We start from the raw sequence: 22,287 nt of genomic DNA, 5'->3' as shown, positions 1-22,287 counted from the left end.
GCGGGCCGGCTTGAGTGCGCGTGGCGCACGACGCGTGTGGATCAGGCGATGGGAGGGCGGGAAAGTGGCGGCAACGGCGGCGCCGGGCGGCCGTTGGCCGGCATCGGCTGCGGTGTCAGCGACAGGCCGGGACCGGCCATGAAGGGCAGCGCCTGCACCGCCAGCAGGGGATGCTGGGCACAGCTGCGCAGGCAGTCCTTGATCTTGCAATGCGCATCGTGGGCCGCCGGTTGGGCCTGCGGCGCCTCGTCGGCGGACATGGCGGCGTGGTGATGGCAGTCGGCGTCGCCCGCCATCGTCGCCATCATCACGTGGGCCATGCGGCCCATCTCCTCATGACCGCTGGCCATGGCCGCGTTCAGCCCGTTGAGCAACAGGCTGAGCATGAGCACGACGCGGAGCAGGGTCGAGGCCAGGGACATGGCGCTAATCTAGCCGCAAGCGGGCCCGGATGCACTTCCGGCTGAATGGCCGGTTCAAGATTGGAGCGGCACCAATGCAGAGCCGAGCCCGCGCTCGGCTGCTTCTGCGGCAACGGCAGCCGAGCGTGGGCTCGGCTCTACAGGAGGCCGGGCGCTACCCCTCTTCGCGCACGATTTCCACCAGGCGCGGACCATAGCGGCTCAGCTTGGTGCCCCCGATGCCGCCGACCCGGGCCAGCTCGTCCAGGCTGGTGGGGCGCTGTTCGGCGATGTTGCGCAGGGTGCTGTCGTGGAAGATCACGAAGGCCGGCACGTTCTGCTCGCGGGCCAGTTCGGCACGCAGGCCGCGCAGGGCATTGAACAGGGCCAGATCCTGCGGGGGGACCGACAGGCCGGTGCGCTGCGCGCTGCGTTCGCGGCCGGCGCTGGCCGCAGCCTCGCGGCGCATGTTCACCGTGCGGCGGCCCTTCAGTACGTCGCGGCTGGCATCGGTCAGGCGCAGGCCGCCGTGGCCTTCGCTGTCCACTTCGAGCAGGCTGGCGGCCACCAGCTGGCGGAACACGCTGCGCCAGGTCCGTGCATCCAGGTCGCGGCCGATGGCGTAGGTGCTGAGCTGGTCATGACCCTGCTGGCGCACCTTCTCGTTCTCGCTGCCGCGCAGGATGTCGATCAGGTGGCCAACGCCGTAGCGCTGGCCGCTGCGGTAGACGCAGCTCAGCGCCTTCTGCGCGGGAACCGTCGCGTCCCATGCCGCCGGCGGGGTCAGGCAGTTGTCGCAGTTGCCGCAGGGGCGGGGATAGGTCTCCCCGAAGCCGGCCAGCAGCACCTGGCGGCGGCATTGCATGGATTCGCAATAGCCGAGCAGGTGGTCGAGCTTGGACCGCTCCAGCTGCTTGCGTTCCTCGCCGGCTTCGGACTGCTCGATCATCTGCTTGAGCAGCACGACGTCGCCCAGGCCGTAGCACAGCCATGCTTCGGCCGCTTCGCCATCGCGGCCGGCGCGGCCGGTTTCCTGGTAGTAGCCTTCCATCGACTTGGGCAGGTCGGTATGCGCAACGAAGCGCACGTCCGGCTTGTCGATGCCCATGCCGAAGGCGATGGTGGCGCACATGACGATGCCATCCTCGCGCAGGAAGCGGCGCTGGTTGTCCGCGCGGACGTCGGCGGGCAGGCCGGCATGGTAGGGCAGGGCGTTGAAGTCCTGTCCGCGCAGGTACTCGGCGGTTTCCTCGACCTTGCGCCGCGACATGCAGTAGACGATGCCCGCCTCGCCGCGATGCCCGCGCAGGAAATCGGTCAGCTGCTTGCGTGCGTTGTCCTTCTGCACCACGGTGTAGCGGATGTTGGGGCGGTCGAAGGAGCTGACGAAATGGCGGGCATCCTGCAGGTCCAGGCGCTCGGCGATCTCGCGCTGGGTCGGCGGATCGGCGGTGGCTGTCAGGGCAATCCGGGGAATCTGCGGCCAGCGCTCGTGCAGCACCGTCAGCTGGCGGTACTCGGGGCGGAAGTCATGGCCCCATTGCGACACGCAATGGGCTTCGTCGATCGCGAACAGGGCGATCCGGCTGCGCGAGAGCAGGGACAGGAAGCGACCCGTCAGCAGGCGCTCGGGTGCGACATAGAGCATGTCCAGCTCGCCGGCCAGCATTTCGCGTTCGACGCGGCCGGCAGTTTCTGCGTCCAGCGTCGAGTTCAGGTATTCGGCGCGCACGCCCAGCTGGCGCAGGGCTTCGACCTGGTCCTGCATCAGTGCGATCAGCGGTGAGATGACAATGCCGCATCCGTCGCGCAGCAGGGCGGGCACCTGGTAGCACAGCGACTTGCCACCGCCGGTGGGCATCAACACCAGGGCGTCGTGACCGGCAGCCACGTGCTCCACGATGTCCTGCTGCGGACCACGGAAATCGTCGTAACCAAAGACGCGGTTGAGCAGGTCGTGCGCGGGACGGGAAGCCATCGCGCTAGTTTACCCCGGAGGGAGGGGTAGGGGTTCGGCAGGGCTGCGCCCTGCACCTGCTGCAAGCCAGTGCAACGTCAAAGGCAACAGCCGGCTCTGGGCTGATCCGCGGTCTGGTGGGGCGGTGTCGGAGTGCGGGGACGCCGCAAGTACGTCCGTGTAGGCTTGGCAGCCGCATCCATGCGGCTGACACCCCGCACTCCGACACCGCCCCACCTTCGACAGTTTCCCGGTGACGGTGGGGCCATCCACGCCCTGCGTGGATGAAATCTGTCAGATATCGACAAACAGAATGGGGTCGGATCCGTTTTCCTGCGGAAAACGGATCCGACCCCAAGGCATGTCCTGACAGCTCGTGGAGATCTGTCGAAGGCGGGGTGGGTCCGGTTGCGGGGGCGTGAGCGCCATGGATGGCGCGACCGAGCCTACAGGGACGTACTTGCGGCGTCCCCCGCAACCGGACCCACCCCGCCAACCCACAGGAAACCCGCTTTTGCTCCGGCCGTTGCCGTTGCAGTTGCTTCTGCGGGTGCAGGGCGCAGCCCTGCCGAACACCCCCCAACCCTTACTGGAGCAGGGAGCGCAGCATCCACGCATACTTCTCGTGGGTCTGCAGGCGCTGGGTCATCAGATCCTCGGTCGGGGCATCATCGCCCTTGGCCGCCACCTCCAGCACTTCACGCGCCGTACGGCAGACCGCTTCGTTGGCGACCACCAACTGGCGTACCATTTCCCGCCAGTCCGCACTGTCGGTCAGGCCCGGCTCCTCGGCGATCGAGGTCAGCGCAGCGAACTCCCGGTAGGAGCCCGGGGCATTGAAGCCCAGCGCGCGGATGCGCTCGGCCACATCGTCCAGGGCCGCCCATTGCTCGGTGTACTGTGTTTCAAACATGGTGTGCAGCGAGTTGAACATCGACCCGGTCACGTTCCAGTGGAAGTTGTGCGTCTTCAGGTAGAGCGTGAACGCGTCAGCCTGGAAGCGCGACAGACCGTCGGCGATCTTCTTGCGGTCGCCCTGGGTGATCCCGATATCGATATTGGGGGCCGACGGCGCCGCAGCGGCAAGCTTCTGCTTGCCGGTCTTGGCCTTGGTCGGGCTCTTGGTCTTCGCCATGGGGTTCCTCCTTTGTGGAATCGTTGGTCTTCACAATAAATCAGTCTTGACGACTGTTTGCTTTCAAAGTTTTAAACGAACCGATTGATGAACGCTATCGACAAAATGCCGCAGTCCCGCCTGCGCCAACAGCGCGCCGCCATCGACGGCGCAATGAGCCGCGACCGGGGCCGATTGCTGGGGATGCTCTCGCGTTGCCAGGCCAAGCCACAGGATGCGGCACTGGCTGCTACCTTCGAGCAGGCCTTGCAGGCGTCGGTGCAGCGCCGGCAGATACGGGCGCAGCAGCAACCAGCCATTACTCTGGACCCCCAGCTGCCGATTGCGCGTGAAGCCGATGCCATCATCGCGCTGATCCGGGATCACCAGGTGGTGGTGATCGCGGGCGAAACGGGCTCGGGCAAGACCACCCAGCTGCCCAAGCTGTGCCTGGCCGCCGGCCGTGGCCAGGCCGGCATGATCGGTTGCACCCAGCCGCGCCGGATCGCCGCACGCGCCGTGGCCAGCCGCGTGGCACAGGAGCTGCAGAGCGAACTGGGCCAGCTGGTCGGCTACCAGGTGCGCTTCAACGACAAGGTCAGCGAGGACAGCCGCATCAAGTTCATGACCGACGGCATCCTGCTGGCGGAGATCGCCAGCGACCGCTGGCTGTCGAACTACGACACGATCATCGTCGATGAAGCGCATGAACGCAGCCTCAACATCGACTTCCTGCTCGGCTATCTGAAGCAGCTGCTGCGCAAGCGGCCGGACCTGAAACTGATCGTCACCTCGGCCACCATCGACACCGACCGTTTCGCCCAGCATTTCGACGACGCGCCGGTGATCAGCGTGGAGGGCCGTACCTATCCGGTCGAGGTGCGCTACCGCGCGCTGGAAGGCGAGGGCGAGCAGGAGGGCGAACGCACCGTCAACGATGCGATCGTATCGGCGATCGACGAGATCACGCGCCTGGACGCGCGGGGCGATGTGCTGATCTTCCTGCCGGGTGAACGTGAGATCCGCGACGCCCACCAGTCGCTGGAGCGACGCCGGTACCGCAATACCGAGGTGCTGCCGTTGTATGCGCGGCTGTCCAACCAGGACCAGGACCGGGTGTTCAACCCCGGGCCGAACCGGCGCATCGTGCTGGCCACCAACGTGGCCGAGACCTCGCTGACGGTGCCGCGTATCCGTTATGTGGTCGATCCGGGCTTCGCCCGCGTCAAGCGTTACAGCCCGCGCAACAAGCTTGACCGCTTGCACATCGAGCCGATCTCGCAGGCCAGCGCCAACCAGCGCAAGGGCCGCTGCGGCCGTATCGCCGAGGGCATCTGCTACCGCCTGTATGCGGAGGCCGATTTCCAGGCCCGGCCGGAGTTCACCGATCCGGAGATCCGCCGCTCCAGCCTGGCCGGGGTGATCCTGCGCATGCTGCAGTTGGGTCTGGGCCGCATCGAGGATTTTCCTTTCCTGGAAGCACCGGACGAACGTGCGGTGGCCGATGGCTGGCAGCAGCTGACCGAGCTGGGCGCGATCGACAGCGAGCGGCGCATGACCGCGATCGGCAAGCAGATGGCGCGCCTGCCGGTGGATGTGAAGCTGGCACGCATGCTGGTGGCGGCACAGGCGGCCGGCTGCCTGCGGCCGATGCTGGTGATCGCCTCGTTCCTGGGCATCCAGGACCCGCGCGAGCGACCGGCCGAGGCACGGGGGGCCGCCGACACGGCGCATGCCCAGTTCGCCGACGGCCGCTCCGAGTTTGTCGGCGTGCTGCGCCTGTGGGATGCCTACCGGCAGGCCCATGAAGACCTGACCCAGTCCAAGCTGCGCGACTGGTGCGGGCGGCATTTCCTTGGATTCCTGCGCATGCGCGAGTGGCGCGAGCTGCATCGCCAACTACGCCTGCTGTGCGAGGAGCTGGGCTGGAAGGAAGAGCCCGTGGAAGCATCGATGGCACCGTTGCTGGCGGGCAGCAGTGCGCCGGCGGCCGCACGTGATGACGCGGCAGCGGTGAAAGCCACGCGGGGCCAGCTGCACCGCGCTGCCCGTCTGGCCCGCGAGGGCAAGGCAGACGCCGTGCCGGCGCCGGTGGCGGCACGGGCGCAGAAAGAGCAGGCGCCTGCCGGCGGCGGCTTCAGTGAACGCGTGCGCGCTTCGGCCTATCAGACGCTGCATCGTGCACTGGTGGCGGGCCTGCCTACGCAGATCGGCCATCGCACCGAGAAGGGGGATTTCCTCGCGCCGCGCCAGCGCCGCTTCCTGCCGTTCCCCGGTTCCGTGCTGTCCAAGCGGCCACCCCCCTGGTTGCTGGTGGCCAACCTGCTCGACACGCAGAAGGTGTGGGGCATGACCCTGGCGGCGATCGAGCCGGACTGGGTGATTGCCGAGCTGCCGCACCTGCTTCTGCGCAAGCACTTCGACCCGCATTGGTCGCGTGCGCAGGGCCAGGTGCTGGCATCGGAACAGATCAGCCTGTTCGGTCTGGTGCTGGCGCCGAAGAAGCCGGTGCATTATGGACGCATCGCACCCGGCGAGGCACACGACATCTTCGTGCGGCAGGCGCTGGTGACCGGCGAGATCAACACCCGCGCCAGTTTCGTGGCAGACAACCAGAAGGTGCTGGAGGTGGCGCGCGAGGAAGAAGCGAAGCTGCGCCGGGCTGGCATCGTTGCCGATGAAAACTGGCAGGCGCGCTGGTATCTGGACCGGGTTCCCCCCCACATCCATTCGGCATCCGGCCTGGACGCGTGGTGGAAGGAACTGCCGCCCGCACAGCGCAAGGGGCTGCACTGGACGCTGGCGGACCTGCTGCCGGGCGAAGGCAGCGAACAGGAGCGTTATCCGAAGTATCTGCCGCTGGGCCAGGCAAGGCTGCCGCTGCACTACCGTTTCGAGCCGGGTGCCGAAGATGATGGTGTCACCCTGGAGGTGCCGCTGCACCTGCTCAACGCGCTCGATCCAGTGCAGTTGGGCTGGCTGGCGCCAGGCTTCGTCGCCGACAAGGCGGCAGCGCTGATCCGCAGCCTGCCCAAGGCGATGCGCCGCAATTATGTGCCGGCCCCGGATTTCGGCCGTGCGTTCCATGAGGCGTTCCCCAATGCCAGTGCCGATGCGATCACCGGCGAACTGGCACGCTTCCTGTCGCGCGCGACCGGCGCCCCAGTCGCGGCGACTGATTTCGAGCCGGATTCCATCGAGCCGCATCTGCACATGAATCTGCGCCTGCGCGATGAGCAGGGCAAGGTGCTGGCCACCTCACGTGACCTCGACGCGTTGCGGGCGCGATTCGGCGGCCGAGCCGGTGATGCCTTTGCCGCGCGTGCCGGTCGCGAGATGGCGGCCGATGGGCTGCGTACCTTCCCGGCTGCGCCGATTCCACTGCAGGTACCCGGTGAGGCGGGCGTGCCCGCCTATCCAGCGCTGCTGGACGAGGGTGACAGTGTGGCCCTGCGCATCTTCGCCGACCGCCAGCAGGCCGAGGAGGCCCACCCACTGGGCGTGCGCCGCCTGCTGGAGATCGCCCTGGCCGACAAGGTCAAGCAGGCCCGCAAGCAGCTGCCGGTCGGTGCCAAGACGGGCCTGTTGTATGCGGCGATCGAATCGCAGGAGCGCCTGCGAGGCGATCTGGTGGATGCGGCGATGAACGCCGTGCTGGCCGAAGGACTGGAAGACATCCGCGATGCGGCGGCCTTCGAACAGCGCCGCGAGCATGCAGCCAAGGCCCTGTTCGGCGAGGCGATGTCGCGGCTGAAGCTGGCCGAGACCATCCTGGCGCTGGTGGCGGAACTGAAGCCGATGCTGGAAGCGCCGTTGATGGGCTGGGCACGGGGCAACCTGGACGACATGGAAGCGCAGCTGGCGGGACTGATCCACCCCGGCTTCCTGCGCGACACACCGGCTGATGCGCTGGCCCAGTATCCCCGTTACCTGAAGGCGATGATCCTTCGCACCGAACGTGCCAAGCGCGACCCGCCACGTGACCAGGCGCGCATGCTGGAACTGCATCCGTTCCTGGAGGCGCTGGCTGCCGGTGAACAGCAGGGCCTGCGCGAGCGGCCACAGTGGCAGGCGCTGCGCTGGGATCTGGAGGAGCTGCGGGTTTCGCTGTTCGCCCAGGAACTGGGGGCGCGCACCGGCATCTCGGCCAAGAAGCTGGCGCAGCGGGTGGCGGCACTGCGCCAGGCATGAAGCGTGCAGCCGGGCAGTGCCCGGCTGCATTCGGACGGGTCGCGCGTTACTTGGTGCGACGGACCTTGGGCTGGGTATTGACGCCCTCGACCTTCAGGTACCACACACCCAACATGCCCGGGGTGATGCTGACCTTGGGTGATTGCCTGCGGACACCGGAAATTGACGTCGCGTCGGTCTGCTCCCATTGCTGGCCGTTGTCCAGCGAATAGACGCGGCCCTTGCCGAAGCCGCGGAACTCGCCCTGCAGCACACCGGTGATCGGCTCCTTGCTGCCGAAGTCGAAGAAGCCACGGTTCTTGCGGATCACTTCCTGTCGCCCCTCCTCGCGCGCTTCCTCGCGCACGGCGGCAACCGCCTCGGTGGCAGCGGCTTCGACCTTGCCCTGCAGCCAGCGGTTGAGCGAGGCCAGTTCGGCGGCGCTGAGCTTGTCCAGGCCGGCGGCCTTGAACTCGGCCGGTGACATCTGCTGCTGCAGATCGCCCTCCACCACGCGCTGCGCCAGGGCGGGCGCGGACAGGGACAACAGCACGGCGGCACAGGCCAGCAGCCGTGGACGGGCGCGCAGGACAATGGAAGGCATGACAGGTCTCTCCGGGGTTTGCCCGCGAGTGTAGCGGCATGTGCTCATGCCCGGCGATGCAGCGGCGGCGATTGTCCCTGAACGGTGCCGGCGCTAGTGTAGGGGCCTCTGTCTTGCCTGCTCGATGCTGTGAACCGCGCTTCCGTCCCCGGCCTGGATGCCTTGTTGAACCGTCCCTCGGCAGCGGTGCTGCCCGCTCCGCTGCGCCAGGCCCTGCGCGAGTACTGGGAAGCTGCCGGGACTGACACGCAGATGCGCGCCAGCTGGTCGGTGCTGGGCGACACCCTCGATGCCCTGTCAATGCTCTCGGCGGACGAAGGCGCGGTGGTCGCGGCCCTGCTGTTCGACCTGCCCGGCCTGCGCGCCCACCTGGAGCAGTTGCCGCTTGGCAGCCACCGGGCGGCGGTGATCGGCCTGCTCGACGGTCAGGACGCGGCCGACCCGGTATGGGCGCTGCACGCCGGTCGCGAGGCCGGACGCAACAGTGAGGGCCTGCGCCGGCTGCTGCTGGCGATCATCCGCGACCTGCGGGTGGTGCCGATCCTGCTGGCGCGGCAGCTGGCGCGCATGCGCGCGGCCGACAGGCTGGAGGAGGAGCAGCGCCGCGCGCTGGCCCAGCTGACCCGCGACATCCATGCCCCGCTGGCCAACCGCCTGGGCATCTGGCAGCTGAAGTGGGAGCTGGAAGACCTGGCGTTCCGCCATCTGGAGCCGGACACCTACCGGCGCATCGCCCGCGAGGTGGATGAAACGCGCATCGCCCGCGAGCGTTACGTCGAGAACGTCAAGAAGGTACTCTCGCGCGAACTGTCGGCCCAGGGCATCAAGGCCGAGGTCAGCGGGCGGCCGAAGCACATCTACAGCATCTGGCGGAAGATGCAGAAGAAGCGGCTGGCGTTCGACCAGCTGTATGACATCCGTGCGGTGCGGGTGATGGTCGACGACGTCGCGGCCTGCTACGCCGTGCTGGGCGTGGTGCACGCGCTGTGGGCGCCGGTGCCGAGCGAGTTCGATGATTACATCGCCCGACCCAAGGCCAACGACTACCGTTCGCTGCACACCGCCGTCGTCGGCCCGGAAGGGCGCACCATCGAAGTGCAGATCCGCACCCACGAGATGCATGCGCAGGCCGAACTGGGCGTGGCTGCGCACTGGAAGTACAAGGAAGGTGGCAAGGGCGCCGAAAAGGCCTTCGACCGCAAGATCACCTGGATGCGCCAGCTGCTGGAGCAGGCGCAGGACGGGCAGGGCAATGAACTGGCCGGGGCACTGGATGCGGAGCTCACCGAGGACCGCGTCTATGCGCTGAGCCCGAAGGACGAAGTGCTGGATCTGCCGCAGGGGGCCACGCCGCTGGACTTCGCCTACCAGGTGCACACCATGGTGGGACACCGCTGCCGCGGCGCCAAGGTGAACGGCCGCATCGTGCCGTTGACCTACCGCCTGCGCAGCGGCGACCGGGTGGAGATCCTTACCGGCAAGGAGGCCGATCCGCGCCGCGACTGGCTGATACCGGCGAACGGCTTCCTGGCCAGCAACCGCTCGCGCGAGAAGGTACGAAGCTGGTTCCACAAGCTTGACCGCGCGCGCAACGTGCAGGCCGGCCGCGAACTGCTGGAGCGCGAGCTCAAGCGGCTCGGGCTGCAGCATTCGGATCTGGCGGCCGCGGCGAAGAAGTTCCATGCCGACAGCGTCGACGACCTGTACATCCAGGTGGCGCTGGGCGATACCGGCCCCAACCAGATCAGCCGCGCGCTGCTGGAGGCCGAACGTGCGGCCGGCCAGCCAGCGCCGCCGCCGACCCTGCCACGCCCGACCGCACGGCGCGAGAACCTGGGCAAGTCCAAGTTCACCGTACAGGGCGTGGGCAACCTGCTGGTGCAGCTGGCACGCTGCTGTCAGCCGGTGGCGGGCGAACCCATCGTCGGCTACCTGACCCGTAGCCGGGGTGTCACGGTGCATCGCGCAGACTGTGCAGCGCTGGCCCGCCTTGCCGCGGCCAGCCCGCAACGCATCCTGCCGGTGGAATGGGGGCAGGCGGGCGGCGGTTACGAAGTGGACGTGGTGGTCGATGCGGTCGATCGCCGCTGGCTGCTGAAGGACATCACCAACCTAATCGCCCAGGAAGACGCCTACGTGCTCGACATCCACAGCGACAACGTGCGCAACAGCGGCCGCGCCCACCTGCGCCTGCGGCTGAAGGTGAGCGATTACGGACAGCTGTCGACGCTGCTGGGCAAGCTCGATGCCTTGCCCGGTGTCAGCGAGGCACGTCGCCTCGGCTGAGCTTCACGCCACCCCGGCTACCCTGCACGCATGGAACGCGAGCCTCCGCATCGCCCTAACGGCGCCGAACATCCTGCGCTGGACCGCGTCCGCCGTGAAGGCCGTTGGTGGTGGCTGCAGGCGCGGCATGCGCGCCGGGTCTGGCGCTGGGCGCTGGTGGCGGCGATGGCGGTGTTCGTGCTGCTGGTGCTGCTGCGCAAGCCGCTGGCGGACTGGTTCTGGGACGAACCGCAGATCGAACAGCTGCTGGCCGAAGGTGATCGTGCGCTGGCGGCGGGACGGCTGACCGCCACCGATGGCAGTGGTGCGCGCGAGCGCTACCAGGCCGCGCTTGCGCTCGACGGCGATCGCCCGCAGGCGCGCGAGGGCCTGGCACGGACCGGTGCCGCTGCGTTGCAGCAGGCGCAGGACCGGCTGCAGGCCGGGGATCTGGACGCCAGTGCGCAGGCCTTGGCGCTGGCACGCGAGCTGCAGGTGCCGCAGAGCCAGACCGATGCGCTGGCGCGCCAGCTGCGGGCACGTCGCACGGCCGGGGCAGGGATTGGCGCGATGCTTGCGCAGGCGCGCAACGCACTCGCCGCCGGGCGCCTGGATGACGGCGACAGCAGCGCCCTGCCGATGTTCCAGCGCATTCTGGCCCTGCAGCCGGACAACCTATCGGCGCTGGAAGGTCGCGAGGATGCACTGAGTGACCTGCTGCAGCAGGCGCGTGCCCTGGCCGCGCGAGGTGATCTGGCCGACGCGGCCGCGGTGGTGCAGCGGGCACGTCAGTTCGATGCCGGGCACGCCGACCTGCCGGCCAGCCAGGAAGCATTGGCGCAGGCGATGGATCAGCGATTGCGGCGGGCGCAGCGTGCGTTGAAACGACAGCAGCTGGAAGCGGCGGCGGCGGGCTTCCAGGCGGTCCTGGCGGTGGCGGCCGACGATCCCAGTGCCCAGCGCGGCCGGGAGCAGACACTGCAGGCGGTCCTCGCACGCAGCCAGAAGCGGGCCGATGACTTCCAGTTCGAGGCGGCACAGCGCGATGCCGCATTGGCAGCGTCGCTGGGTGCCTCGGCAGCGGCCAGGCAGCAGCTCGAGCAGCGCCTGCAGCGTGCACGGCAGGCGCAGCAGGCCCTGCAGCAGCCGTCGATCAGCAACAGCCAGCGTGAGCGACAGCTGCGTGATCACCTGCGGCGGATCGAACGCGCCGAGCGTGCAGGGCAATGGATCAGCCCCCCCGGGCACAGTGCCTTCGATGCGCTGCGCGAAGCGCAGTCGCTGGCCCCACGCGACACCCGCGTGAAAGCGGCTGCCGCGCGGCTGCTGCCGGCCAGCCGCCAGTGCTTCGACGACAACCTGCGCCAGAACCGGGTGCAGGCCGCCGGCGCCTGTCTGCAGGCGTGGCAGACGCTGGCGCCGACCGACGCCGGGTTGCCGACCGCACGGCTGCGCCTGGCCCAGCGCTGGCTGGCGATCGGCAGCGAACGGCTGGGCAGTGGCGATCTGGCATTTGCCGCGCACGCCGCCGAGCAGGCGCGGCAGCTGCAACCGGATCTGGCCGAACTGCCGCCATTCGAGGAGCGGCTGCGGCGCGCAGGTGGCGAGCCGCAGCCGCGCTGATGCGACGACCATTCGTGCCGGTGGTGCCAGTCGGGTATAGTCCAGCCGCTCCGGCCGCTCCCCAGAACATGTCCAGCGTCGCACCCACCGTCTCCGTTGCCTTGTGTACCTGGCAGGGTGAGCGCCATGTCGCCGCCCAACTGCGCAGCATCGCCGCGCAGAGCGTACTGCCGACACAGGTGGTGGTGGTCGACGATGCTTCTGCCGATGGTACGTGGGCCGTGCTCCTGCACGAGGCTGAAGCGCTGCGTGCGGCCGGCATCGAGGTGGTGCTGCGGCAGCAGGAGCAGAACGTCGGTTACGTGCGCAATTTCGAAACCGCGTTGTCGGCCTGCAGCGGCGACATCGTCTTCCTGTGCGACCAGGACGATGTGTGGCATGCGGACAAGGTCGCCACCTTCCTGCAGGCGTTCGCCGCGCGGCCCACGGTACAACTGCTGCACAGCGATGCACGGCTGGTCGATGCGCAGGGCCGGCCGCTGCCGGCGACCCTGTTCCAGGCGCTGTCGATCAGCCGCCGCGACCTGGACCGGGAACACCGAGGTGAAGGCTTCGAGCTGCTGATGGGCCGCAATCTGGTGACCGGCGCCGTGACCGCGCTGCGGCGTGGCCTGATCACGCAGGCGCTGCCGGTGGCCAAGGGCTGGATCCACGACGAATGGCTGGCGCTGGTGGCGGCGGCAAGCGGTGGACTGGACTGCATCGAAGCGATCACCACCGACTACCGGCAGCATGGCGACAACCAGGTGGGCGCGCGCCAGCGCGGGCTGCTGGAGCGGGCCGTGGGCAGTGGTTCCGCGCGCCGCACCTACCTCGCGGCGGCGTTGGCCCGCCTGCGCTCGTTGCAGGAGCAGGCGCGGCTGGGCCGGCCGGCACTGGATGCTGCACAGTTGGCGACACTGGACCAGCGTCTGCGCCATGCCGAGGCGCGGGCCTGCGCGCCAGCCCGGCTGCCGTCCCGCATGCTGCACATCGCCCGTGAGCTGGGCAGTGGCCGCTATCATCGTTTTTCCAATGGACTGCGTTCGGCAGCCAGCGACCTCGTGCAGGGAATCCAATGACTTCGCAGATGCCGGCAGCCCGTGCTGCCTTCGACGCGCACCGCGTCTGCGCCGTGATCGTCACCTATGGCCCCGATCCGGAGCTGCTGCGGCGGGTGGTCGACAGCGTGCTGCAGCAGGTCGGGCATCTGGTGGTGTTCGACAACGGCAGCCGTGGCGTGGATGTGCAAGCGCTGCTGGGCGCGGCGCCCGGCATCAGCCTGCTGGCTTCGCCGCACAACGTCGGGCTCGGCAGTGCGCTGAACCGGTCGTACGAGCAGGCGCAGTCGTTGGGGTTCGACTACGTGCTGCTGATGGACCAGGACAGCGTGCTGGAGCCAGGCATGGTCGACGTGCTGGGCACCGCGCTGGTCGAGCTGGCAGGCAATGAGCGGATCGCCGCGGTGGGGCCGCAGTTCCGCGACGCACGTAGCGGCATGCTGGCCCCGTTCGTCCGCTTCGGCTTCCCCTTCAACCACAAGCTGCGTGGCGGCCCGGGCCAGCGCATCTCCTGCGACTTCCTCATCACGTCCGGATCGCTGGTGCCGATGTCGGCGCTGCGTGACATCGGTGCGATGGACGAAAGCCTGTTCATCGACAACCTGGACATGGACTGGTGCTTCCGCGCCAAACGCAGTGGCCACGCGCTGTACGGAATCTGCGATGCGCAGATGAGCCACAGCATCGGCGAGGAACTGCTGCCGTCGCGGGCGAAGCCGGACGGCGTGATCGTGCACAAGCCGTTCCGCCTGTATTTCATCATGCGCAACCGCGTGCTGCTCTACGGGCGCGCCTATACGCCGCGGGTCTGGATCGCGCAGGACGTGCCACGCCTGCTGCTGAAGCTGGTGGGCAACGGGCTGTTCCTGGCGCCGCGCTGGATTCGGTTGCGGTTCATGTTGAAGGGGCTGTGGGACGGCATCCGCGGCCGGGCCGGTCCGCTGCCGCCGGGCCATCGCTGAACGGACGACCGATCGAACCTGTCTTGGGGAAAGGGCTGGGGTAGACTCCGCTGACGCCCCTGCCATGCTTTTCCCGTGCCCCGACGCTACGATTCCGACGACCACGACGATTTCGACGACGACGACCAGGAGGGCGGCAGCTCGCCCTGGCGACGCAGGCTGATCACCTGGAGCATGGCAGCGGTCGCACTGGGACTGGGTTTCCTGATCCCGTACACGCTGTACCTCAACCAGCAGGTGACCCAGCGTTTCGGAGAGCTGCGCTGGCAGATCCCGACCCGTGTCTACGCCCGCCCGCTGGTGCTGACGCCCGGCAAGGCGATGGATGCGGCGACCCTGAAGACCGAACTGGCCGCGTCCGCCTACCGCGATGACGGCGAAGGCAGGGAGCCGGCTACCTACGCCGTGAAGGGGGGCCGCTTCGTCATTGCCAGCCGTGGCTACGCCGACGTCGATGGCCGGGTGGCCGCGCGTCGCGTCGAGCTGTCGCTCGCTGGCGGCACCGTCGCGTCGCTGCGCGATGCCGACAGCCGCAAGGCGCTCAAGGCCGCCCGCCTGGATCCGGCACGCATCGCCACGCTGTACGGCCAGAAGCAGGAAGAGCGTCGCCTGATCCGCATGGACGAGGCGCCGGACCTGCTGGTGACCGGCCTGCAGGCGGTGGAGGACAAGGACTTCAACCGCCATCACGGCATCGACCTGTCGGGCATCGCCCGTGCGGTCTGGGTGACCGTCCGTTCCGGCGGGCAGAGCCGGCAGGGTGCGTCCACGCTGACCCAGCAGCTGGCCCGCAGCGGCCTGCTCGGCATCGGCAAGGAGCAGACCCTCACCCGCAAGTTCAATGAAGTGCTGTATGCGTTGATCATGGAAGCGCGTTACGACAAGCGCACCATTTTCGAGGCGTATCTGAACCAGGTGTACCTGGGCCAGCGCGGCAGCCAGGCGATCCATGGCATGTCCTCCGGCGCCGAATTCTGGTTCGGCCGCGACCTGTCGTCGCTGGAAACCGAGCACATCGCGCTGTTGATCGGCCTGGTCAAGGGCCCGTCCTACTACGACCCGCGACGCAACCCGGAACGCGCGCTGGATCGTCGCAACTTCGTGCTGGGCAAGCTGCGCGAAGCGGCGCTGATCGACGATGCCGAATACCAGCGGGCGCTGAAGGCTCCGCTGGGGGTGCCGAAGACACCGGGCCTGGTCGCCGCCAACCGCTTCCCGGCCTATGTCGATCTGGTCCGTCGCCAGCTCGGCCACGATTATCCCGAGTCCGCACTGCAGGGCGCGGGCCTGAGCGTCATGACCGGCATGTCGCCGTCCGCGCAGGCCTACGCCGAAGGCGCTGTGACCCGTACCATCAAGTCGCTGGAGAGCAAGCGCCGTCCCGAGCTGCAGGCCGGCATGGTGCTGACCGATGTGCATAACGGCGACGTGCTGGCAGTGATCGGCAGCCGCGAGGTCTCCGAGGTCGGCTTCAACCGCGCCATCGAGGCGCAGCGACCGGTCGGCTCGCTGCTCAAGCCGTTCGTGTACCTGCTGGCGCTGGCCCAGCCAGACCGCTACTCGCTGGCGAGCTGGGTTGACGATTCGCCGGTGACCGTCCAGTTGAGCCGTGGCCGCAACTGGAGCCCGGGCAATGCGGACAACCGCAGCCATGGCACCGTGCGGCTGATCGATGCGCTGGCCAATTCCTACAACCAGGCCACGGTGCGGGTCGGCATGCAGGTCGGTCCAGAGCGTGTGACCCAGCTGATCCACGTGCTGGCCGGCATCAAGGCCGAACCGAATCCGGCCGTGATTCTCGGCTCGACCGACCAGAGCCCGTATGCGATGGCGCAGCTGTACCAGTTCCTGGCCTCGGGCGGCGAGATCCAGCCGTTGCACGCGGTGCGTGGCGTGCTTGATCCGCAGGGCAAGCTGCTCAAGCGCTATGACAAGTCGCCTGCGCCGGCACAGGAAGGCGATTCGATCGCGGCCAACCTGATCAGCATCGGCCTGCAGCAGGTGGTTGCCAGCGGCACCGCGCAGCGCCTCAACGCAGACGGCCTGGGCCGCCTGCAGCCGGCCGGCAAGACCGGTACCACCAATGATGGCCGCGACAGCTGGTATGCCGGCTACACCGGCGACCACCTGGCGGTGATCTGGATGGGCAACGACCAGAACGAGCAGGCCGGGCTGTATGGCGCCACCGGTGCGATGCGCGTGTGGTCGGGCATCTTCCAGCGCCTGCCGAGCGCGCCGCTGCGGGTCAGCAACAAGGGGCTGGACTGGCAGCCGATCGCCGCCAGCGGCACCAACAGTACCGATGAGGGCTGTCCGGGCGCGCGGCGCTTCCCGTTCGTGGTCGGCTATGCGCCGGCATATGCGCCCTGCGCGCCGGCGGTTTCGCCCGAAGCCCAGGACGGCGCCGGCAGCGAAGGCGGTGGCTGGCGCAGCTGGTTCGGCCTGGATCGCAAGCCGGAACCGGCGGAAGAACCCGCAGCCGCGCCGGCGGCGACCACTCCTCCTCCGAGTCGATGAATCCGATGACGCTTCGAACTTTCCTGCATCCGCTCACCCTGGCCGGCCTCACTGTGGTGCTGGCCGCCTGTGTCAGCAGCGCGCCGCCGGTGGTCAGGCCGGTCGCCGCTACCACCACGCCGGTGCAGCGCCTGGCTGCGGTCGAAGCGGCGGCGGGACCGGATGACAAGGAACTGTCGGTGCAGCCGCTGCGCGATCCACAGGTTGAGGATCTGCGCCAGACCGCGCTGACGCAGCGCCAGGCCAACGATCTGCCGGCCGCCGCCGCCAGCCTGGACCAGGCGCTGCAGATCGTCGCCGCAGACCCCGCAGTGCTGCAGGAGCGGGCCGAAATCGCCCTGCTGCAGGGCAAGTGGTCGGAGGCGGAGACGTTCGCGCGCAAGGCCATCGATCTGGGGTCGAAGACCGGGCCGCTGTGCCGGCGCCACTGGGCGACGATCGAGCAGTCACGGCTGGCGCGCGGGGAGAAGGAGAACGCGGTGTCGGCGCATGCACAGCTGGAAGGGTGCACGGTACCGGGGATCAAGCGGTACTGAGGTATTCCCTCCATCGGGCGCGTCACACGCCGCGCGGGCCGCAGGCGAGAACAGAAAGATCAGAAGCCGGTCGCGCGCTCGCGATGGGGTCAGAGCCGTTTTCCGAAAGGAAACGGCTCTGACCCCTTCCAGTTCAGTCGAGCAAGCTCGACGCTACAAACGGGTGCCGGGCAGCGCCCGGCCCGGTATCCTTTCCGTCTGATGTCCGACCTTGTCCACGCCAGCCGCGAAGCACTCAGCGCAGGCGGCGCGCTTGCCTCGCACCTGGATGCCTTCGTCCCGCGTCCGGCACAGCTGCGCCTGACCGAGGCCATCGCCGATGCGCTGCAGCAGCGCGACCTGCTGCTGGCCGAGGCCGGCACCGGCACCGGCAAGACCTTCGCCTACCTGGTGCCGGTGCTGCTGTCCGGCCTGCGTACGATCATTTCCACCGGTACCCGTGCACTGCAGGACCAGCTCTACCATCGCGACCTGCCACGCGTGCGCCAGGCACTGGGGGTCGGCCTGCGCAGCGCGCTGCTGAAGGGGCGTAGCAATTACCTGTGCCGTTACCGCCTGCAGCAGGCGCGTGGCGAGCCACGCTTCTCCAGCCCGGAGCAGGCGGCGCAGTTCCAGCGCATCCTGGCCTGGTCCGGTCGTTCCGAACATGGCGACATCGCGGAACTGGAAGGCCTGGCCGATGACTCACCCTTGCTGCCGATGGTTACCTCCACCGTCGACAACTGCCTGGGCACCGAGTGTCCGTTCTGGGATGACTGCTTCGTGGTGCGCGCGCGGCAACGCGCTCAGGCTGCGGACGTGGTGGTGGTCAACCATCATCTTCTGCTGGCCGATCTTGCGCTGAAGCAGGAGGGCTTCGGAGAGCTGCTGCCGGGCGCACAGGCCTTCGTCATCGATGAGGCGCACCAGTTGCCTGAACTGGCAGCGCAGTTCTTCGGTGAGGGCTTCGGCATGCGACCCTGGCAGGAGCTGGGCCGGGACTGTCTGGCCGAGGCGCGCGGTGTCGGTGGCGCACAGTCAGCGCTGCAGGCGCCGGTCGATCATCTGCAGGAGGCACTGCGTGCGCTGCGCTCGGCAATGGATGGCCTGCCATCCCGTGGCACGCAGTGGCGCGCACTGGCGATGCCGCAGGTGCGCGATGGCTTTGATGCGGTGATGACCGGTCTGGTGAATCTGGAGCAGGCGCTGCAGCCGCTGCGCGAAGCCGCCGCAGGCCTCGATGCCTGCCACGCACGTGCGCGCGAGGCGGTATCGCGTCTGGGGCGCTGGCTGGGCGATGACGAACCGGCGCTTGATTTCGATGCCGACCCTGCGCAGGCGGCGAGCGCCGATGTGCTCTGGTACGAGCTTACCCCGCGCGGATTCCGCTGCCAGCGCACGCCGATGGATGTGTCCGGTCCGCTGCGTGAGCATCGCGAGCGCAGTCGTGCCGCATGGATTTTCACGTCGGCGACGCTGACCGTCGGTGGTGGCTTCGATCACATCGCCCGCCGGCTCGGCCTGGATGATCCGCAGACACTGGTCCAGTCCAGTCCATTCAACTGGCCCGAGCAGGCACTGTGCTACCTGCCCGAAGGCCTGCCCGATCCTGCCGCGCGGGGGTTCGGCACCTCGCTCATCCAGGTCCTGCGGCCGGTGCTGCAGGCCTCGCAGGGCCGTGCATTCCTGCTGTTCGCCTCGCACCGGGCCCTGCGCGAAGCGGCTGAGGCGCTGCGCGATGGGCCGTGGCCGCTGTTCGTGCAGGGCGAGGCGCCACGCGCCACCTTGCTGCAGCAGTTCCGCGATTCCGGCAACGGCGTGCTGCTGGGCTCGGCCAGTTTCCGCGAAGGGGTGGACGTGGTCGGCGAAGCATTGAGCGTCGTGGTGATCGACAAGCTGCCCTTTGCCGCGCCGGACGATCCGGTCTACGAGGCGCGGCTGGAGGCGATCCGCAGCCAGGGGGGCAATCCATTCCGCGACGAGCAGCTGCCGCAGGCCGTGATCGCGCTGAAGCAGGGCGTCGGCCGGCTGATCCGCAGTGAGAGCGATCGCGGCGTGCTGGTGCTGTGCGACCCGCGGCTGCTCAACCGTGGCTATGGCCGGATCTTCCTCGATTCGCTGCCACCTTTCCGCCGGACCCGCAGTCTGGCCGATGTGCAGTCCTTCTTTGCGCCACAATGGCACCCCGCGACCGATGCTGGAGCGCCGGACGCCCCTGTGGCGGCCACGTACCCCGCCCCGGGTGGCACGTTCCCCCTGTTCTGATCCGACCCGATGAAACTGCTCGCCTTTGAAACCGCCACCGAAGCCTGTTCCGTTGCCCTGCACGTAGACGGGCAGGTCCTGGAACGCTTCGAGATCGCCCCGCGTCGGCATGCCGAGCTGAGCCTGCCGTGGGCCGACGCGCTGCTGGCCGAGGCCGGTATCAGCCGCCGCCAGCTCGATGGCATCGCACTCAGTCGTGGTCCGGGTGCCTTCACCGGGGTGCGCCTGGCGATCGCCCTTGCCCAGGGCATCGCACTGGCGTTGGACCGTCCGCTGCTGCCGGTATCGACCCTGCAGGTGCTGGCGCTGCGTGCGCCGGCAGAAGAAAGGCAGATCCTGTCGGCGATCGATGCACGGATGGGCGAACTCTACGTCGCGCGTTTCGAGCGCGTGGACGGCCTGCCGATGCCGTGCGATGCAGAGCGGGTGTGCGCACCGGCCGCAGTAGCGTTGCCGGACGATCTGTCGGTGTTCGGTGTCGGCACGGGATTCGGTGCGGCCGAGGGCGCGCTGGTCACGCAGCTGGGGGCGGGCCTGCGGGGGTTCGACGCCGCGGCGCTGCCGCGGGCATCGGACGTGCTGGCGTTGGCGGTGCTGGCCTTGGCACGTGGCGAGGGCATCGCGCCGGAGAGGGTGGAACCGGCCTACCTGCGCGACAACGTGGCCTTGACCCTGGTCGAGCAGCAGGCCGCGCGCGAGGCCAAGGCGAAGGCCAACGGCTGAGCCTGCACAGACGTACCTGCGGCGTCCCCACCGCCCGGCACCGCCCCGCCAGGCGTCACTACACTGACCGCCGCTTTTGCTGTTGACGTTGCCGTTGCCGTTGCCTTCAGCGGGTCCCGGGCCGCAGGCCCGGGCAACACCCCCTACCGGTCGTCGCGCAGTTCGCCGCCGGGCAGGAACACCCACGTGCGGGTGACCTGCAGGATGTCGATTCCGTCCTCGGTACGCGGCAGCGGCGGGAACGGCTGTGCCAGCGTCACCACCCGCAGCGCGGCCTCATCCAGCAGCGGTGTTCCGCTTGAACGCAGGATGCGGCTGCTTTCCACACTGCCATCGCGACGCACGCCAACGCTGATGACCACCTGGCCGCCGAGACGGCGTTGCCGTGCCTCGTCCGGATAGTTCAGGTTGCCCACCTGCTCGGCGCGGTCGACCCAGGCGCGCAGGTAATTGGCATAGGCATACTCGCGCGTGCTGGCCGAGACGAATTTGCGGTTCGGTCGCTTGGCGTACTGCGCCGAGCGCAGGTGGACCTCGGCCGCCAGCCGCGCCATCTCCGCATCGCGCTGCTCGCGTGCGGTCATCGGTGCGTCCGGCACCGGTTCCAGTGGCGTTGGCTGGGCCTGCGCACGTGCCACCGTGTCCTGGCCATTGCGGCTGCTGACCACCCGGGCCTGCGGCGGTGGCACGGGCGCTGCGGATTGCTGCTGCTGTGGCACCGGGCTGACCCCGGCCTGGGCCTGCGGCACGATCCCGGCCTGGTTGTCGCGCGGACGCTGCGCGCGGTCGTGGTCACCGCCGCCTTCCTGGCTGGCGGCGGCCAGGAAGTCCGCCTGCTTCGGCGTCAGCGCGGTGCGGGTCTGGCTGAAGATCACTTCCAGCGTGGGCACCAGTGGGGCCTCGCCCTTCACGGCGAAACCCACCCCCAGGATCAGCAGGACGTGGACCAGCACCGACAGGGTGAGGGTGGCACCCAGCCGCTGCGCTTCGCGCGGCGGCGGTGGCAGGACGGCGGGTGCGGCGGGCATCAGCGCAGGCCGGCCTCGAGCGCGTCGAACAGCGTGCCGGCGATGTTCAGGCCGTACTGCGCGTCCAGTTCGCGCACGCAGGTGGGGCTGGTGACGTTGACTTCGGTCAGGTAGTCGCCGATCACATCCAGGCCAACGAAGCGCATGCCGCGGCGCTTCATTTCCGGTCCCACCTGCGCGGCGATCCAGCGGTCGCGCTCGCTCAGCGGACGGCCTTCGCCGCGCCCGCCAGCGGCCAGGTTGCCGCGGAACTCGTCGCCCTGCGGAATGCGCGCCAGGCAGTAGTCGACCGGCTCGCCGTCAATCAGCAGGATGCGCTTGTCGCCAGCACTGATGTCCGGGATGAACTTCTGTGCCAGCGCCAGCCTGCGTCCGCCATCGGTCAACGTTTCCAGAATCACGTTCAGGTTCGGGTCGCCCTGGCCGCTGCGGAAGATCGAGCGCCCTCCCATGCCATCCAGGGGCTTCAGCACGGCCTGCCCATGTTCCAGTGCGAAGGCCTTCAAGGCCTTGGCGTCGCGGCTGACCAGGGTCGGCGGACAGCACTGCGGGAACAGCAGCGCGGCCAGTTTCTCGTTGTAGTCGCGCAGGCCCTGCGGATTGTTGACCACGCAGGCGCCGGCCGCAGCGGCCACGTCCAGCACCTGGGTGTCGTAGACGTATTCGGCATCGACCGGCGGATCCTTGCGCATCAGCACGATCTGGCCGGGACCGAACTCGGTCCGGCTGAACCCGCCCAGCTCGTACCAGCCGGCGGGGTCGTCGCGGACCCGCAGCGGGGCGGTCTGGGCCACCGCCACGCCACCTTCCAGGGCCAGTCCGCCCGGCCGCACGTAGTGCAGGGCATGGCCGCGGCGCTGGGCTTCCAGCAGCATGGCGAAGGTGGTGTCCTTGGCGATCTTGATGTGGGCGATGGGGTCCATCACCACGATGACGTTCAACGGCATGGGCGCACCTGTCAGGCAAGGCGTTGATGGTAGCGGCAACGCCCGCCGTGCGCCTCCCTGCCGCAATGCAACGCTGCGTCCGTCCGCCGGGCCGCGCACCGTATGCGAACCCCGTCACGTTCAGCCCGGTAGCACGGCCCGCGTGATGGGCCGGCC

Annotated in this window: 15 protein-coding genes; 9 read left to right on the top strand and 6 right to left on the bottom strand. The window is 68.7% G+C overall.

Translation table 11 applies throughout. The annotated features are described in order from the left end of the window. Window positions 1–41 precede the first annotated feature (41 nt). The 3 genes from ACZLIF_RS15975 to ACZLIF_RS15965 form a co-directional block, all read right to left on the bottom strand. Entirely contained in the window at window positions 42–422 is a 381-nt protein-coding gene (locus ACZLIF_RS15975) for a CopL family metal-binding regulatory protein (protein ID WP_128990243.1), read from the bottom strand. 154 nt (window positions 423–576) lie between these two features. Then, complete coding sequence (gene recQ, locus ACZLIF_RS15970) at window positions 577–2,379, bottom strand: DNA helicase RecQ (protein WP_128990246.1); 1,803 nt, start codon at window positions 2,377–2,379, stop codon at window positions 577–579. A gap of 565 nt (window positions 2,380–2,944) precedes the next feature. Next, window positions 2,945–3,493 (bottom strand): Dps family protein, encoded by a 549-nt coding sequence (locus tag ACZLIF_RS15965; protein WP_053518946.1) that lies wholly within the window; start codon window positions 3,491–3,493, stop codon window positions 2,945–2,947. A gap of 87 nt (window positions 3,494–3,580) precedes the next feature. On the opposite strand from ACZLIF_RS15965, the gene hrpA reads away from it, so the two are divergent. After that, a complete protein-coding gene (gene hrpA, locus ACZLIF_RS15960) occupies window positions 3,581–7,663 on the top strand; it encodes an ATP-dependent RNA helicase HrpA (protein ID WP_478462103.1) in 4,083 nt (1,360 codons plus the stop codon). A 46-nt stretch (window positions 7,664–7,709) separates the two neighbouring features. On the opposite strand, the gene ACZLIF_RS15955 is transcribed toward hrpA, so the two are convergent. Next, entirely contained in the window at window positions 7,710–8,246 is a 537-nt protein-coding gene (locus ACZLIF_RS15955; protein WP_128989723.1) for a hypothetical protein, read from the bottom strand. Window positions 8,247–8,375: 129 nt separating this feature from the next. Between ACZLIF_RS15955 and ACZLIF_RS15950 the strand changes: the two genes are divergently transcribed. The 8 genes from ACZLIF_RS15950 to tsaB all read left to right on the top strand — a co-directional run bounded on the left by ACZLIF_RS15950 (window position 8,376) and on the right by tsaB (window position 20,156). Further along, the gene (locus ACZLIF_RS15950) at window positions 8,376–10,532 is read left to right on the top strand and encodes a bifunctional (p)ppGpp synthetase/guanosine-3',5'-bis(diphosphate) 3'-pyrophosphohydrolase (RefSeq protein ID WP_164972393.1); all 2,157 of its coding nucleotides are present in this window, start codon (window positions 8,376–8,378) and stop codon (window positions 10,530–10,532) included. A 30-nt stretch (window positions 10,533–10,562) separates the two neighbouring features. Beyond that, the gene (locus ACZLIF_RS15945) at window positions 10,563–12,134 is read left to right on the top strand and encodes a hypothetical protein (RefSeq protein WP_128989727.1); all 1,572 of its coding nucleotides are present in this window, start codon (window positions 10,563–10,565) and stop codon (window positions 12,132–12,134) included. A 68-nt stretch (window positions 12,135–12,202) separates the two neighbouring features. Next, entirely contained in the window at window positions 12,203–13,195 is a 993-nt protein-coding gene (locus ACZLIF_RS15940; protein ID WP_128989729.1) for a glycosyltransferase family 2 protein, read from the top strand. Beyond that, window positions 13,192–14,136 carry a glycosyltransferase family 2 protein gene (locus tag ACZLIF_RS15935; protein ID WP_074899585.1) on the top strand — a complete coding sequence of 315 codons (945 nt, stop codon included), beginning with the start codon at window positions 13,192–13,194 and terminating at the stop codon, window positions 14,134–14,136. The genes ACZLIF_RS15940 and ACZLIF_RS15935 overlap by 4 nt, the downstream gene beginning before the upstream one ends. A 75-nt stretch (window positions 14,137–14,211) precedes the next feature. After that, on the top strand, window positions 14,212–16,653 hold the full coding sequence (gene mrcB, locus ACZLIF_RS15930) for a penicillin-binding protein 1B (protein ID WP_065174782.1): 2,442 nt from the start codon (window positions 14,212–14,214) through the stop codon (window positions 16,651–16,653). Further along, the gene (locus tag ACZLIF_RS15925; protein WP_128989731.1) at window positions 16,650–17,189 is read left to right on the top strand and encodes a hypothetical protein; all 540 of its coding nucleotides are present in this window, start codon (window positions 16,650–16,652) and stop codon (window positions 17,187–17,189) included. Before mrcB ends, ACZLIF_RS15925 begins: the two co-directional genes overlap by 4 nt. 201 nt (window positions 17,190–17,390) lie before the next feature. Continuing rightward, the gene (locus tag ACZLIF_RS15920) at window positions 17,391–19,433 is read left to right on the top strand and encodes a DNA repair helicase YoaA (protein ID WP_128989733.1); all 2,043 of its coding nucleotides are present in this window, start codon (window positions 17,391–17,393) and stop codon (window positions 19,431–19,433) included. Between the two features lie 9 nt (window positions 19,434–19,442). Continuing rightward, window positions 19,443–20,156: a tRNA (adenosine(37)-N6)-threonylcarbamoyltransferase complex dimerization subunit type 1 TsaB gene (gene tsaB, locus ACZLIF_RS15915; protein WP_128989735.1), complete on the top strand. Its 714-nt coding sequence runs from the start codon at window positions 19,443–19,445 to the stop codon at window positions 20,154–20,156. A gap of 143 nt (window positions 20,157–20,299) precedes the next feature. Here tsaB and ACZLIF_RS15910 read toward each other — a convergent pair whose 3' ends face one another. Both ACZLIF_RS15910 and gshB read right to left on the bottom strand, forming a co-directional pair. After that, window positions 20,300–21,184 (bottom strand): energy transducer TonB, encoded by an 885-nt coding sequence (locus ACZLIF_RS15910; RefSeq protein WP_053518928.1) that lies wholly within the window; start codon window positions 21,182–21,184, stop codon window positions 20,300–20,302. After that, the gene (gene gshB / locus ACZLIF_RS15905; RefSeq protein ID WP_053518927.1) at window positions 21,184–22,131 is read right to left on the bottom strand and encodes a glutathione synthase; all 948 of its coding nucleotides are present in this window, start codon (window positions 22,129–22,131) and stop codon (window positions 21,184–21,186) included. The genes ACZLIF_RS15910 and gshB overlap by 1 nt, the downstream gene beginning before the upstream one ends. Between the last annotated feature and the right edge of the window lie 156 nt (window positions 22,132–22,287).

The organism is Stenotrophomonas sp. 2201_Sma (genome assembly GCF_056486685.1).
This window is presented reverse-complemented; position numbering and strand designations above follow the sequence as displayed.

What these genes read in the sequence shown, in the direction of transcription:
- ACZLIF_RS15955 (WP_128989723.1), bottom strand. Translation starts at nt 8,246, where the DNA reads ATGCCTTCCATTGTCCTGCGCGCCCGTCCACGGCTGCTGGCCTGTGCC.
- ACZLIF_RS15975 (WP_128990243.1), bottom strand. Translation starts at nt 422, where the DNA reads ATGTCCCTGGCCTCGACCCTGCTCCGCGTCGTGCTCATGCTCAGCCTG.
- ACZLIF_RS15965 (WP_053518946.1), bottom strand. Translation starts at nt 3,493, where the DNA reads ATGGCGAAGACCAAGAGCCCGACCAAGGCCAAGACCGGCAAGCAGAAG.
- gshB (WP_053518927.1), bottom strand. Translation starts at nt 22,131, where the DNA reads ATGCCGTTGAACGTCATCGTGGTGATGGACCCCATCGCCCACATCAAG.
- hrpA (WP_478462103.1), top strand. Translation starts at nt 3,581, where the DNA reads ATGAACGCTATCGACAAAATGCCGCAGTCCCGCCTGCGCCAACAGCGC.
- ACZLIF_RS15945 (WP_128989727.1), top strand. Translation starts at nt 10,563, where the DNA reads ATGGAACGCGAGCCTCCGCATCGCCCTAACGGCGCCGAACATCCTGCG.
- recQ (WP_128990246.1), bottom strand. Translation starts at nt 2,379, where the DNA reads ATGGCTTCCCGTCCCGCGCACGACCTGCTCAACCGCGTCTTTGGTTAC.
- ACZLIF_RS15910 (WP_053518928.1), bottom strand. Translation starts at nt 21,184, where the DNA reads ATGCCCGCCGCACCCGCCGTCCTGCCACCGCCGCCGCGCGAAGCGCAG.
- tsaB (WP_128989735.1), top strand. Translation starts at nt 19,443, where the DNA reads ATGAAACTGCTCGCCTTTGAAACCGCCACCGAAGCCTGTTCCGTTGCC.
- ACZLIF_RS15920 (WP_128989733.1), top strand. Translation starts at nt 17,391, where the DNA reads ATGTCCGACCTTGTCCACGCCAGCCGCGAAGCACTCAGCGCAGGCGGC.
- ACZLIF_RS15925 (WP_128989731.1), top strand. Translation starts at nt 16,650, where the DNA reads ATGAATCCGATGACGCTTCGAACTTTCCTGCATCCGCTCACCCTGGCC.
- ACZLIF_RS15935 (WP_074899585.1), top strand. Translation starts at nt 13,192, where the DNA reads ATGACTTCGCAGATGCCGGCAGCCCGTGCTGCCTTCGACGCGCACCGC.
- ACZLIF_RS15940 (WP_128989729.1), top strand. Translation starts at nt 12,203, where the DNA reads ATGTCCAGCGTCGCACCCACCGTCTCCGTTGCCTTGTGTACCTGGCAG.